General features: G+C 58.8%; 12 protein-coding genes. 8 read left to right on the top strand and 4 right to left on the bottom strand.

Annotated elements, in window-relative coordinates:
• Positions 1-85 precede the first annotated feature (85 nt).
• The 4 genes from ACB037_RS10605 to ACB037_RS10590 are packed head-to-tail and all read left to right on the top strand — an operon-like array spanning position 86 to position 2,630.
• Entirely contained in the window at positions 86-370 is a 285-nt protein-coding gene (locus tag ACB037_RS10605) for a DnaJ domain-containing protein (RefSeq protein ID WP_042079392.1), read from the top strand.
• A 23-nt stretch (positions 371-393) separates the two neighbouring features.
• Complete coding sequence (locus ACB037_RS10600) at positions 394-936, top strand: hypothetical protein (RefSeq protein WP_128296340.1); 543 nt, start codon at positions 394-396, stop codon at positions 934-936.
• 12 nt (positions 937-948) lie between these two features.
• Positions 949-1,716 (top strand): hypothetical protein, encoded by a 768-nt coding sequence (locus ACB037_RS10595; protein ID WP_010672787.1) that lies wholly within the window; start codon positions 949-951, stop codon positions 1,714-1,716.
• 11 nt (positions 1,717-1,727) lie between these two features.
• Positions 1,728-2,630: a hypothetical protein gene (locus ACB037_RS10590; RefSeq protein WP_371175320.1), complete on the top strand. Its 903-nt coding sequence runs from the start codon at positions 1,728-1,730 to the stop codon at positions 2,628-2,630.
• 85 nt (positions 2,631-2,715) lie between these two features.
• Here ACB037_RS10590 and ACB037_RS10585 read toward each other — a convergent pair whose 3' ends face one another.
• Positions 2,716-3,039 carry a hypothetical protein gene (locus ACB037_RS10585; RefSeq protein WP_113069045.1) on the bottom strand — a complete coding sequence of 108 codons (324 nt, stop codon included), beginning with the start codon at positions 3,037-3,039 and terminating at the stop codon, positions 2,716-2,718.
• 247 nt (positions 3,040-3,286) lie between these two features.
• On the opposite strand from ACB037_RS10585, the gene ACB037_RS10580 reads away from it, so the two are divergent.
• The 4 genes from ACB037_RS10580 (at position 3,287) to ACB037_RS10565 (ending at position 6,769) form a co-directional block, all read left to right on the top strand.
• Positions 3,287-3,538 (top strand): hypothetical protein, encoded by a 252-nt coding sequence (locus ACB037_RS10580; protein WP_039039818.1) that lies wholly within the window; start codon positions 3,287-3,289, stop codon positions 3,536-3,538.
• Between the two features lie 148 nt (positions 3,539-3,686).
• Positions 3,687-4,061: a hypothetical protein gene (locus ACB037_RS10575; RefSeq protein WP_371175319.1), complete on the top strand. Its 375-nt coding sequence runs from the start codon at positions 3,687-3,689 to the stop codon at positions 4,059-4,061.
• A 109-nt stretch (positions 4,062-4,170) separates the two neighbouring features.
• A complete protein-coding gene (locus tag ACB037_RS10570; RefSeq protein ID WP_371175318.1) occupies positions 4,171-4,965 on the top strand; it encodes a CPBP family intramembrane glutamic endopeptidase in 795 nt (264 codons plus the stop codon).
• A 262-nt stretch (positions 4,966-5,227) separates the two neighbouring features.
• The gene (locus ACB037_RS10565) at positions 5,228-6,769 is read left to right on the top strand and encodes a hypothetical protein (protein ID WP_371175317.1); all 1,542 of its coding nucleotides are present in this window, start codon (positions 5,228-5,230) and stop codon (positions 6,767-6,769) included.
• Positions 6,770-6,893: 124 nt separating this feature from the next.
• Here the strand turns inward: ACB037_RS10565 and parC are convergent, their stop codons facing one another.
• The 3 genes from parC to ACB037_RS10550 all read right to left on the bottom strand — a co-directional run bounded on the left by parC (position 6,894) and on the right by ACB037_RS10550 (position 13,470).
• A complete protein-coding gene (gene parC / locus ACB037_RS10560) occupies positions 6,894-9,188 on the bottom strand; it encodes a DNA topoisomerase IV subunit A (protein ID WP_371175316.1) in 2,295 nt (764 codons plus the stop codon).
• A gap of 254 nt (positions 9,189-9,442) precedes the next feature.
• Positions 9,443-11,353 carry a DNA topoisomerase IV subunit B gene (gene parE / locus ACB037_RS10555; RefSeq protein WP_042015440.1) on the bottom strand — a complete coding sequence of 637 codons (1,911 nt, stop codon included), beginning with the start codon at positions 11,351-11,353 and terminating at the stop codon, positions 9,443-9,445.
• Between the two features lie 113 nt (positions 11,354-11,466).
• Positions 11,467-13,470 (bottom strand): FUSC family protein, encoded by a 2,004-nt coding sequence (locus ACB037_RS10550; RefSeq protein ID WP_069785437.1) that lies wholly within the window; start codon positions 13,468-13,470, stop codon positions 11,467-11,469.
• Position 13,471: the final 1 nt, after the last annotated feature.

Raw genomic sequence — 13,471 nt, 5'->3', positions numbered from 1 at the left:
GTTTTTGCCGAGCCTGGTTTGCCGACGTTGCGCCACCAGGTCGACACAGGATGAATTCCACCATGCCAGTGAGGCAGGATCCGTCATGAACAACTACTTCCGGGTGTTGGGCGTCAAGTCCAATGCCAGTGAAAACGACATCAAAAAAGCCTATCGACGGCTGTCGAACCAGTACCACCCCGACAAGCTGCACGGGGCGAGCGAAGAAGAGAAAGAGCAGGCAGCCCTCAGGCTGCACCAGGTAAAGCAGGCTTATGAAGTGCTGTCCGATCCGAAACAGCGGGCCGCCTTTATCAAGGATTTCAACAACGTCATCGTGACCGATCCCGCTGCTGCCATGCAGGAGATGTGGGACCAGTTCTACCCCTGAGCCACCAGGCAAGAAGAGCGACTATGCAAAAAAAATGGGACCAGGCACGGCTCAAGGCCCTGCAAAGCGATGCCAGCGAGAACATCGAATCCTACCGGGATCAGGACGACCCCAAGGGGCTCGAGCAGTTCACCGACCAGATGAAGGCCCTGCTGCTGGCCGACATGAGCATGCTGGAGTTCATGCCCGAATACCTGCCGCTCGCCCTCTATGGCCGGGTGCAGTTCCCGCCCAAGGCCAAGTCGCAGTGGAACAAGTGGCTCGCCAGCGGTGAGCAACCCTCCTGGGACGAGTTCAAGGTGAGCGTCGGCTTCAACAACGCCATCCTGCCGCTGGTCAAGGCGGTGCGGGCACAGAGCGAAGATCAGCTGATGGAAGCCTGCGCCGTGCTGTTCCTCCTGGACAACCCGCTGCCCCGCGGCAGCCACCGCGGTGATGACGACTATGAGTTGCGGGACGAAGAAGAGGAAGACGGGGAAGATGCCGACGCCGACTACCACGGCGGCAGTGACCGCTATGGTGATGACGACGGCGATCAGGATATGTACGACGAAGTCCGTTTCTAATTGGGGCAAGGCATGAGCAACAGTCTGATAGAAATTACCGCCATCGAGATCAAAGAGCTTGCCGTTATCGAGCCGAAACAGGCCAGCGAGAAGTTCGAGCTGATCGCCAAGACCATGTCTGACGACCAGCTGGCAGAAGTGATTGAAAACATTGATATCGTTACCCTGACCCAGATCAACGGCCAGCACGATATCTCCTTCCCCTCCATCATCTCCGAGCTGATGACCCCGGAGCGGATCCGCGACATCGTCTGCCAGCAGCCCCTCTACTGGGAAGAGGCGATCAAGAACAACGCCGACGAGCTGCAACAGCACACCTTCGACTTCCTCAACTACTTGATCCGCACCCAGGAGAGCGAAGCCAAGCAGCGGGAGATCCTCGAGTGCGTGGCCGAGGATCCGGCCGGCCTCTTCTACCTCGCCATCCCCTTTATCGAGTTTTATCGCGGCGATCGCTATGAAGAGGACGAGGGCTATCGCGACGTGCTGCACGCCGAAGAGGAAGATCTCGAAGAGTCCCTGCGCTACAGCGAGCGCCAGCAGGCCGAAGACAGCCACGACTATGCCCTGGACGACCCGCGCAGCCTCTTGATGCTCATTCGCGAGCTGGCCCCCGAGGTGGAAAAATCTATCAAGTCGCTGCTGCGCAACGAGCACTCGACCTGGGACGGCATCATCAACAAGTTTGCCGCCGAGCTGGTGATGCAGGCCAAAGAGAAGAACAAGGTCGAGGAAGACGAGTACGGTGACGTCGACGACATGTTCAGCTTTCTGGATTAAGGAGCCCATTCATGCAGTTAGTCATTCGCGATGCCAACCAGGGCCCCTTTCTGACCCAGGTGCTGCGCTTTGGCCGCGACAATGAACGTTTGACCGAGCAACAGCTCGCCGCCATCAAGGGCAAGGCGGTGCTGATGAGCCTCAAATTCGCCGACAAGTACTACAACAAGTACAAGATGCACCTGCTGGAGCAGGCGGCCCACGACGTCATCGGCGTGGTGAGCCTCGGTCTGCAGGAGCTATCCCAACGGGATCCGGCCAAGGCCCTGACCCTGTTGCAGGCACCGGAAGGCCCCATCAAGCCGTTCCAGAAGGGCTGGTCCATGCTCATCACTGTCAGCCCCAAGCAGGCTGGCAACAGCCTCTACGGTGACGTGGATGCGCGGCTCTTGGACAAGATCTCCAGCCCCCCCGATGTGGAGGAGTGGCAAGGGTGGCAGGAGTACGAGAAGGCGCTGACCGAGCACAACAAGAGCCGCCTGATGGAGCTCATCGACCAGCACTTCTTCGCCTGCGAGAGCGACCACCCCACCATGGAGGACAAGCTGGCCGAGGCGCTGCTCTACCGCATCCTCTGCGGCAAGGGCAGTGGCGCCGCCCCCCTCAAGGTGAAGCAGGATCTCAAGCGCAAGCTGGCGCGGGAGATTGAGCTCGACGAGGGCTGGTACGACACCGACTACCTCGCCGCCCAGCTCACCCTGATGCTGAGCGCGTTGCCCGCCGACATGGCCACCGCCCTGCGTCAGGAGCTGAGCCCGGGCTTTGTGCCCAACCTGCTGCATACCCTGGGGTTTGTGCGTCAGTACCAGCAGTTGCAAAAAGAGGACGCCTCGCCGGAGAAGCTCGACAACATGGAGATGCGCGCCGGTCTCAAGCATCCATTGCTCGGCTGGCCCCTCTACCACGACTTCTGATGACGGGCTTTCCCCTTCACGCTGTTCCAACGCCCGGCTTGCCGGGCGTTGTCATTTTTGCAGCTCGCAGATGGCGGCGCCGACCCTATCGGGCAATGGTCCACATGGCGCTTTGCATCCCGGTCTCCCGAAAATCGATCACCACGGGATAGTCGTTGCCACAGCCCGTCACCGTCCAGCGCTCCTGCCAGTGGCGACTGCCCGGCTCCCCCTCGGGAAGTTGCAACACCACGGGCACGAAGCGCTCCGGCGCGTCACACCCCTTGGTGGCCACCCAGGATGCGACCCCCACCATGGCATCCCGGATCAGCTGCTGATTGGCCAGGGTACCTTCCTGCACGGGTTCACTCGGACTGGCCTTGGCCTGGCACACCAGGGGGAAAAGCAACAGCAGGGCACAGGGTCTCATCGCACCTCCAGAGGGGTCAGTCAAAAAGTGGTTCGTTCGGGGCTTTCATCATGACCCGAAACGGCGCCTGACAAAAGAGACCACCAGGGGGGAAGCAGGCGCAGGATCCGGGGCGCAGTGGCTTGCACGCAAGTCGGACTACCTCCTAAGCGTCATTGGCCCACATTTTGTCAGGGATATAATGACTCCCCCATACAAGCCGCCGGGGAGCCAGACCGTGAGCAGAAAGCCGGACCGCATGACAGCCATGCAGCAGATCATCGACGCCGTGAAGGCGGAATTTCCGCTCTATCAACCGGATACCTTCAAATGCGGGCCGGACAACACCTGCATCGGCTGCCCCAAGAAGCTGATGGAGCTGGTGGATACGGACCTCTGCTACTGGCAATATCAGATCGATCGCGGCATCCCGCCCAGCTTCGACGAGCTCAACCGCTTCGGCAAGATGTGCAAAAATATCCGCCGGGCCCTGGTGCGCAATGGCCGCATTCCCGCCTGACGAGAAGCAACATGCTGCCTTCATCGGTTTTTTATGATGGTTTTATCCACCAGAATGAATCACCACCTTATTTAATGGCTAGGCACACCTTGTTCACCGCCTATCGTGCTGATGGCCGACGCAGGTTCATTGCCCCAAGGAGCACAATATGACTCAGGAAAGCATCCAGACCCGCTACACGCTGGATCCCGCCCTTGCCAGCGCCACCGAACTGGAGCAGGTCATCGCCCGGGCCATCGAGGCCAACAAGCAGGACTTCTTCCCCCTGCTGGAGCGGCTGGTGGATGTGGGTGACAGCCGGGTCAAGCTCAGCCAGAAGGATCCCCTGCGGGTGCTGGGGGTGGAACTCGACGAGGCTAACACCGGCGGTACTGCCCGCCTCGGCTACGAATCCAACTTTTCCGAGAGCTGCCGCCTTATCGACGAATACGACCAGCACCAGACCAGCGTGGCCTTCACCCTCGACGGGGATCAGCTCGTCTTCGATCTTGAGCTGCCCATCGAGTGGAACTTCGACAACTGATTGGCGGCGGTGCCATTCCCCTGGCGTGTTGTAGCCAGCGGCGCCCCTTTCCCCCCTTTCTGGTGTAGGGTTGTCTGCACAGCAACGGATAGACATCTCGAGGATCACCATGGGTGAGCATCAACCTTCAGCAATGCCGGTATTGAATGACAGTGAGCGCCTCGGGCTCGAGCGCAAGAGCGCCGGGGATTTCCCCCTCTATCGCCAGGATCCTCACACCCCGTCTGCCCGTGGCTGGGCTCTCATCCTGCTGGGGGTCATCCTGGGGTTTGCGGCACTCTCCGCCCCCATCGACTTTTTCAAGACCACCTCAGGGGGCTTTGTGCCCGCCCTCCTGTTCCCTCTCATTCCTCTGGCCGTGCTCGCCATGGTGGCGGGAACAGGGTGGCGCTCACTGTTTCGAACGCCGACGCGGCGGGATTGTCTCTTGATGCTGGCGATTACCGGCATCAACATACTGGTCTCAATCGCCATTGCCATGATCATGCAGCACCTGTTCCAGCTGAATGCAAACCCGGTCAACGCCATGCTGGCAGAGGCGTCCAATACGGCGCGTATCCTCTTTTATCTCAAGACGGCGCCCCAGCTCTTCGGCGAGGAGGTGATCTCCATCCTGCCTTTTCTGGCCATCCTCTGGTGTTGTCACCAGAAGCTCGGCCTGACCCGCAAGTCCGCCATCCTCATCGCCTGGCTATCGACGGCTCTAATCTTCGGAGCCCTGCACCTGCCCACTTATGACTGGAATTTTCTGCAATGTTTTCTGGTGATCGGCACGGCCCGCATCGTGCTGCTCAGTGGCTACATCATCACCAAAAACATCTGGGTATCGACCGGTTCACACATCATCAATGACTGGCTGCTGTTTAGCCTGATGCTGCTGCTTGGCAGCCACACCGGCACCTGATGCACGCAATACACAGGCTGGCCATGGTATAGAGAGAGCCGTAGGCGTGCCCGCAGCATGGCGGCAGCCTGTTTTCGCGAACGTCTGATGACGCTTCGCTAATCAGACCTACGGCCCTTCTGTTCTTTTTAATACTTCACAAGTTAGGGATATGTCACATATTCTGAGTATCGCTCTTCATATAAGACCTATACAGGAATTAAACTGGGTATGAATTAAATTTAAAACTAACATGAGATTCACAAGCATGGTTCAACATAGTATGAGTGAGTTAATTTTATTCTCTGCACTCGAAGAAATGTCTAATTTTATAGATGATGGTAAAGTAAATGCAAAATTAATGGAATTCATTGAACCAATACAAAAGGTGGAAGAAGATATAAACATCGTGACATCTTCTATGAAGACATCAGGGAAAATAATGTTCATTCATGGAAGACCTGGTGTTGGCAAATCGACCTTTCTAAGGTCTCTCTCTTGGAGACCACATATTTTCATTAGAAGCATCATTGAAATTGACGCAAATAATCATCTAGTAGATGGATTAACATCACTCTTCAATACAATCTCAAGTCATAAAGATGATGCTGCATCAAAAAGAGATATGGGTCCCACCTGTTTAGTTTTAAACTATCTAGAACATTTAGATGATTTTGCAGAGGGTGATGTAAAGTCATTTTTTAGAAAGCTAAATGGGTTACTAAGAAACTCACCTATATTTATAGTGTGGCCAGTAACCAATAGAGTTGATGTTGAACACATGCTTCAATACTCTAAAGATGTTTCTGGAACTTTATTTTACCGGGGGAAAGAAGTTTTAAATTTCCCTGGCCCACCTCAAGAAAAGTTCAAAGACATCGTTTTGAGAACAATTTCAGTATTAAATGATGGCAAAGAACTTTCTGAATTTGGTATAACTTTTGATGATTTCTCCGAAGTGGAAAGGAAACTAAATAAGTTGCCACAGGAAGAAAGGACAATTAGAGAGTATATAGAGCTCACAAAAGAAATGTGGAGAGAGAACAGCTCGTATATCGAAAGCATTCGGAGTAAAATACCTAAATCCACAGAAGTATGGTTTATATTTTCATATCAGAATGCAGAGAGCATTGTATCTCAATTCGTGAGGCGAAGTAGCCGTATAGAAGATAATTGGTCAACTGTACACGATAAGTTTTTTGAATATATACCCAATAGCCAGCGTAGCGCAATGTGGACAGCTAAACGATTACAAATGGCATTGTATGGAACAATAAAAACTCGAGTTTTATATTTGCCAACCAATGCGTTGGTATCTTGTGTTGCGTCATACACAGAGAATGACGACATTATTAAAATAATCAATGAAAATAATACACCACAGGATTGGAAGGATAAATACAAAGCAAAAAGAACATTGACTAATACGCCATTATATAAACAACTTTTATCTGAGCCTATCACAATAGGAAAGAGAAAAGGTGGGCCTGCCGCAATCGCAATGGAAAAAGCATCGCCAATATTTGGTGAGCTAGTTAAATGGATTAGTGGAAAGGGGACTGGCTCAGATAAGGAAATCAATAAATGTATTGCTAAAGCAATTACTGATGCCACAGGTATAGGTGCCAAGAACGATAAAGTACACCCATGGATACCTAGAATAATCCCCGACATATTTGTTGAGCTGGATCAAAAGCAAATCTGCATTGAATTCCATCATACAAATAGAGATGAACCTGGAGTCATTGCCGATTATGTTCTTAAAAAACTGAATATTTATATGAACCAACTAGAAGAAATGGTAACAAGTGAAGGTGGCAGATAATAACATTATTATTGCCGCAGCTAAATTAATATAGTTAGCTATAGGGGCTGCAACATTTATTTTAGCGACAATTCTTATCTATTATAAATGATAAAGGGAGCATATAAATCGCTCCCTTTATTTATTACCCTTCCTGATTTTCCCCAGCTGCCGGCTCGGCGCCGGCGACGGTTTCAATCTCGATACGATCGACTCGCTGCAAGCCGCGGGGCAGCTTGGCGCCGCGGCGGCCGCGCTCGCCACGGTAGTAGTCAAGATCAGCTGGTTTGAGGGTGAGCTTGCGCTTGCCGGCAAACAGGGTGACCGACTGGCCCTGCGGGATGACGGCCGCCATCACCACAAACTCCTCCCGCGCCTTCACGCGAGCCGAGGGGATGCTGATGAGCTTGTTGCCCTTGCCCTTGCCGAGTACCGGCAGGGTATTGAGCGGGAACAGCAGCATGCGACCCTCGTTGGAGATGGCCATGCAGAGATCGGTCTCCGGCGCGCCTATCCTCTGGGGAGCCATGACGATGCCCCCTTCCGGCACGGTCAGCAGCGCCTTGCCGTTCTTGTTCTTACCGATCAGGTCATCGTACTTGCAGACGAAGCCGTAACCGGCGTCAGAACAGATGAGGTACGGCTCGCCTTCGTTGCCCATAACCAGATGGCGCACCTCTTCCCCTGCCCCCAGCGCAAAGCGACCGGTGAGCGGCTCGCCCTGACTGCGGGCAGAGGGCAGGGTGTGGGCCTCCAGCGAGTAGGTACGTCCCAGGGTAGAGAGGAACACCGCCTGCTGGTTGCTGCGGCCATGGGCGTGGGCGAGATAGTTGTCCCCCGCCTTGTAGGAGAGGCCCTCCACATCCACGTCGTGGCCCTTGGCGGCGCGTACCCAGCCCTTGTCAGAGAGGATCACGGTCACCGGCTCGCTCGGGGTGAGCTCCTTCTCGGTCAGGGCCACGGCGGTGGCGCGCTCCACCAGCGGGGTGCGGCGATCGTCGCCGTACTTCTCGGCATCCGCCAGGATCTCTTTCTTGAGCAATGTGCTGAGACGGCGCTCGGAACCCAGGATCAGTTCCAGCTTGTCGCGCTCTTCCGCCAGTTCATTCTGCTCGGCACGCAGCTTGAACTCTTCGAGCTTGGCCAGGTGGCGCAGTTTGAGCTCGAGGATCGCCTCGGCCTGGGTCTCGCTGATATTGAAACGCTCCATCATCACCCGGCCCGGCTCCTCCTCGGTGCGGATGATCTCGATCACCTCGTCGATGTTGAGGTAGGCAATGAGCAAGCCTTCGAGGATGTGCAGGCGAGCCAGCACCTTGTCGAGGCGATACTGCAGGCGGCGGCGCACCGTCTCGCGGCGAAAACTCAGCCACTCGGTGAGGATGGTCTTGAGGTCTTTCACCTGGGGCCGGTTGTCCAGACCCAGGATGTTGAGGTTGACCCGGTAGTTCTTCTCCAAGTCCGTGGTGGCGAACAGGTGGGCCATCAGCCCTTCCACGTCCACCCGGTTGGAGCGCGGCACGATCACCAGACGGGTCGGGTTCTCGTGGTCCGATTCATCCCGCAGATCGGTCACCATGGGCAGCTTCTTGGCCACCATCTGGGCGGCAATCTGCTCCATGATCTTGGCGCCGGAGGCCTGATGAGGCAGCGCCGTGATGACGATGTCGCCATCTTCCTCACTCCACACCGCCCGCTGCTTGATGGAGCCCTTGCCGGTCTCGTAGATTTTGCGGATGTCATCGCGGGGCGTGATGATCTCGGCATTGGTCGGGTAATCCGGCCCCTGCACATGGGCCATCAGGGCATCCAGGCCGGCATTGGGATTATCCAGCAGTTCCACACAGGCATGAGCCACTTCCCGCGCGTTGTGGGGCGGGATATCGGTCGCCATGCCTACCGCGATGCCGGTCACCCCGTTGAGCAGGATGTGCGGCAGGCGGGCAGGCAGCACCACCGGCTCTTTCATGGTGCCGTCGAAGTTCGGCGTCCACTCCACCGTGCCCTGGCCGAGCTCGGAGAGCAGCAGCTCGGAGAAGCGCGACAGGCGCGCCTCGGTATAACGCATGGCGGCGAAGGATTTGGGATCGTCCGGCGCACCCCAGTTGCCCTGACCGTCCACCAGCGGGTAGCGGTAGGAGAAGGGCTGGGCCATCAGCACCATGGCTTCGTAACAGGCGCTGTCGCCGTGGGGGTGATATTTACCCAGCACGTCACCCACGGTACGGGCGGACTTCTTGTGCTTGGACAGCGCCGACAGACCCAGCTCGCTCATGGCGTAGATGATGCGCCGCTGCACGGGCTTGAGGCCGTCGCCGATATGCGGCAGGGCCCGATCCATGATGACGTACATGGAGTAGTTCAAGTAAGCCTGTTCGGTAAAGGTGCGCATTGGCTGGCGCTCTACCCCGTCCAGACTGAGCTCGATAGCATCACTCATGTGATTTTCTCTTTCGGTTCGGGAGCTGGTTGGCGCTCTACTTCATCCAACAGACTGAGCTCGATAGCATCACTCATAAGGTTGTTCTCTTGCTATGGCACGCCCTCAGAGGGCACGCCGGAAATGCGGGTCAGCAGGGGGCCGACGGTGAATCACAAGACCCCCTCCCAACCTCCCTTCCATGAGGGGGAGGAGAGGCTTGGCCCCTTCCCCTTGCGAAGGGGAGGGCCGGGGTGGGGTACTTGCGACTCGCTTTAGATGATGGCGAGGTTGCCCTTCTCTTCCAGCCATTCGCGGCGATCACCGGCGCGCTTCTTGGCCAGCAGCATGTCCATCAGTTGCAGGGTCTCGTCCCCATCTTCTCCTTCTGCCCCCCCTTCCGCGCCCATGGTGAGCTGCACCAGGCGGCGGGTGTTGGGATCCATGGTGGTTTCCCGCAACTGCTTGGGGTTCATCTCACCCAGCCCCTTGAATCGGGTCACCATCACCTTGCCCTTCTTCTTCTCGGCCTCGACCCGTTGCAGCACGCCGTTCTTCTCGTCCTCGTCGAGGGCGTAGAAGACCTCCTTGCCGATGTCGATACGATAGAGGGGCGGCATGGCCACATAGACATGGCCCTTTTCCACCAGCGTGCGGAAGTGCTTCACAAAGAGGGCGCAGAGCAGGGTGGCGATGTGCAGACCGTCCGAGTCCGCATCCGCGAGGATGCACACCTTGCCGTAGCGCAGGCCACTGAGGTCGTCGGAATCCGGGTCGAGCCCGATCGCCACCGAGATGTCGTGTACTTCTTGCGAGGCGAGCACCTGACCGGCCTCCACCTCCCAGGTGTTCAGGATCTTGCCGCGCAGCGGCATGATGGCCTGAAACTCGCGATCCCGCGCCTGCTTGGCACTGCCGCCCGCGGAGTCACCCTCCACTAGGAAGAGCTCCCCCTGCATGGGATCGGCGCAGCCGCAGTCGGTGAGCTTGCCGGGCAGGGCCGGGCCCTGGGTTATCTTCTTGCGCACCACCGTCTTGGCGGCGCGCATCCGGCGCTGGGCGCTGGAGATGCAGAGCTCCGCCAGCTGTTCGGCCAGCTCGGTGTTGCTGTTCAAGTAAAGGCTGAAGGCATCCTTCACCACGCCCGACACGAAGGCCGAGCTCTGGCGGGACGACAGACGCTCCTTGGTCTGCCCTGCAAACTGCGGGTCCTGCATCTTGATGGAGAGGATGTAGGCGCAGCGATCCCAGATGTCTTCCGGGGTCAGCTTGACCCCGCGGGGCAAGAGGTTGCGGAACTCGCAGAACTCGCGCATGGCGTCGAGCAGCCCCTGGCGCAGGCCGTTGACATGGGTGCCACCGAGCGCGGTGGGAATGAGGTTCACATAGGATTCGGCGAGGCATTCGCCCCCTTCCGGCAACCAGCACAGGGCCCAGTCCACCGCCGACTGCTCGGAGCTGAAAGAGCCGACGAAGGGCTGCTCCGGCAGGCAGGTGAACTGCTTTACCGCGTCGATGAGGTAATCCTTGAGGCCGTCTTCGTAGCACCACTCAAGCTTGATGCCGGTGTTCTTGTCGAGGAACTTGATGGTGAGGCCCGGGCAGAGCACGGCCTTGGCTTTGAGCAGGTGCTCGAGCTTGGAGACCGAGAAGCGCGGCGAATCGAAGTAGCGCGCCTCTGGCCAGAAGCGCACCCGGGTGCCGGTGTTGCGACGGCCGCAGGTGCCGGTGATGGTCAGATCAGACACCTTGTCGCCCCGCTCGAAGGCGATGTCATAGACCTGGCCGTCCCGGCGCACCGTCACCTCGACCCGATCGGAGAGGGCGTTCACCACGGAGATCCCCACCCCGTGCAAGCCGCCGGAGAACTGATAGTTCTTGTTGGAGAACTTGCCCCCCGCGTGCAGCTTGCAGAGGATAAGCTCCACGCCGGAGACCCCTTCCTCCGGGTGGATGTCCACCGGCATGCCGCGACCGTCGTCGATCACCTCGAGGGACTGATCCTCGTGCAGGATCACCTCCAGATTGCGGGCGTGACCCGCCAGCGCCTCGTCGACGCTGTTGTCGATGACCTCCTGGCCGAGGTGATTGGGCCGGGTGGTGTCGGTGTACATGCCGGGGCGGCGACGCACCGGTTCAAGGCCATTGAGGACCTCAATGGCATCCGCATTGTATTGAGTGGACATGGAGGGCCTTGCGAATTGACGTTTGGGGGGAATCTTACTCGCTGGGAGGGCCCGGGACAAATGGGGCGCTCGCAAAGGGTGATCCAGAGGGGCTCCGGCCTCCCCGCCCGGGATCAGGCGGGTTCCCCGGGCAGGGCCTGCACAAGCTGGGAGAGGGAGCAGTGGAGTCGCCACACCAGCCCCGCCAGAGCCCGGGCCGCCGGGTCTGCATGTTCCCCCAGCCCCTGGCTGATGCGGTCCAGCTCCGCCAGGGTGTGCCCCAGGGTCTCGTGCTGCACGCCCCCTTCGGTCAGAATGCCTTTCAGGCAGCGCAGACAGCCGTCCCGCACCAGATAGAGGGCCGGATCCCGGCTGCGCCAAAGCCTGAGCTGCCAGACGATATGGCTGCAATTGAGCAGCACCACGCCCCAGCGCAGCACCCAGAGCCGGGCCCCCTGATCCTGACTCTGGCTGAGCTGGCTCACCGCGTGATAGACCCGGGATTCAAACTCCCCCTCGCTCTGATGCGGGGCCGGGGCCAGCTGGTCCACGAAATCCCGCCGCAGACGATGCATCAGGCGGCGGCTCTTGCGCCGATCCGAGCTGGGCCTCAGGAGCTGGAACGCCAGTCCGGCACTCATCACCCCCAATGCCTGCGCGAGGCTGCTGTTGACGAAGGCGAGGTAGTCGTAGCTCGGCGGATTGGTGATGGCGAGGAAGGAGCCGAGCAGCACGATGAGCTGGCCCCAGAGCGCCGCCCCCTGGGGTCGCTGCAATTTCAGCAGTTGCAGGGTGATGAGAGCGGGGAACAGCAGGGCGCAGAAGATCCAGAAGTCGTCGATGCGGATCATCAGCCCGAACTTGACCCCGAAGCAGATAAAGCTGAGCAGCACGATGGCCTTGAGCATGGTCTGGGCCCCCTTGGCCGGGGCCGGGGTGGCGGAATAGAGCACGCAGCAGATGGCGAGCAGGGTCAGGGCCGCAGCGCCCGCATCCCACTGGCTGTGGATCCAGAAGGTGCAGCCCAGCATCACGCAGAGGAAGGTACGCCCCCCGTTGTAGGCCGCCTCCAGGCCGTCGGTGTGGCTGGTCAGAGAGCTGTGGCGCGGCGGCGCCGGCCACTCCTGGCCATCGTGGCGGGCCAGCCTTTCCAGCCAGCGCTGACACTCCAGGTAGCTCCAGCAGAAGTGGCGCAGCCGCAGCCAGAAGGCCTGACAGCGATAATCATCCCCCGAACGGGCCACGAAGGGCGCCATCAGGCGGGCAATGCGCAGCTTGTCGCAGCCCCCCTGTCCCAGCTCCCGCAGCACGGCGGCCAGCATGGGGGCCGGGTCGACGGCGTCCTCTGGCCAGTGTTGCAGCATGCGGCGCAGCCCCGAGATGAGGCTGACCATCCTCAGCTGGCGATGGAGCAGATAGTTCAGCAACTGGTTGTGGCGGCGCAGGCGGTGGTGGCTCCAGACTGCCTGGATGCGCAGCACGTTCAGGGTGAGGATCTGACCGATCACCCCCTCGTGGGCGGTGCGCACATCGGCGCCCGTCTCCCCGAGCCAGAGCAGCTGGGCATGTTCCAGCAGCCGGGTCTGGCTCTTGCCAAGGGAGTCCAGCAGGGTCTCGCCATCGGAGAAACTCGGCAGGATCATCATCATCAGGCCGCCGCAGAGGATGCCGACGATCACCTCGCTCACCCGGGCCTGGGCGATGTCGAAGATATGCTGCGGGTCGGTCAGGTTGACGCAGGAGAAGGCGATGATGGCGGCGGTATAGCCCGCCAGGGCGAAACCGTAGGAGACGTTGTTCTGATGGTGGTTGGAGATGTAGGTGCAACCCCCCAGCCAGAGGGCGATAAGCAGGCTGAAGAGCCAGGGATCACCGATGCCAAGGCCGGTGATCATCACCGCCGCCATGGCGCCGATGAGGCTGCCCACCACCCGCCCCAGGCTCTTGCTGATGACGCCCCCCACGGTGGGAAAGCTCACCACTGCGGCGGAGGTCATGGCCCAGTAGGGAGAGTCGAGTTGCAGCACGAACGCCAGCCAGAGCGACAGGCACATGGCCAGGGCATTGCGCAGGGCGTAGCGCCACTGTCCGCCGTTGGCCTTGCCCCAGGGGGTCTGGCGCCAGAGCGAGGGGATCACT

This window comes from Aeromonas sp. S19(2024) (genome assembly GCF_041402625.1).
Classification (GTDB): Bacteria; Pseudomonadota; Gammaproteobacteria; order Enterobacterales; family Aeromonadaceae; genus Aeromonas; species Aeromonas caviae.
Note: the sequence above shows the minus strand (reverse complement) of the source record. Positions and strands in the feature narration are given on the sequence as shown.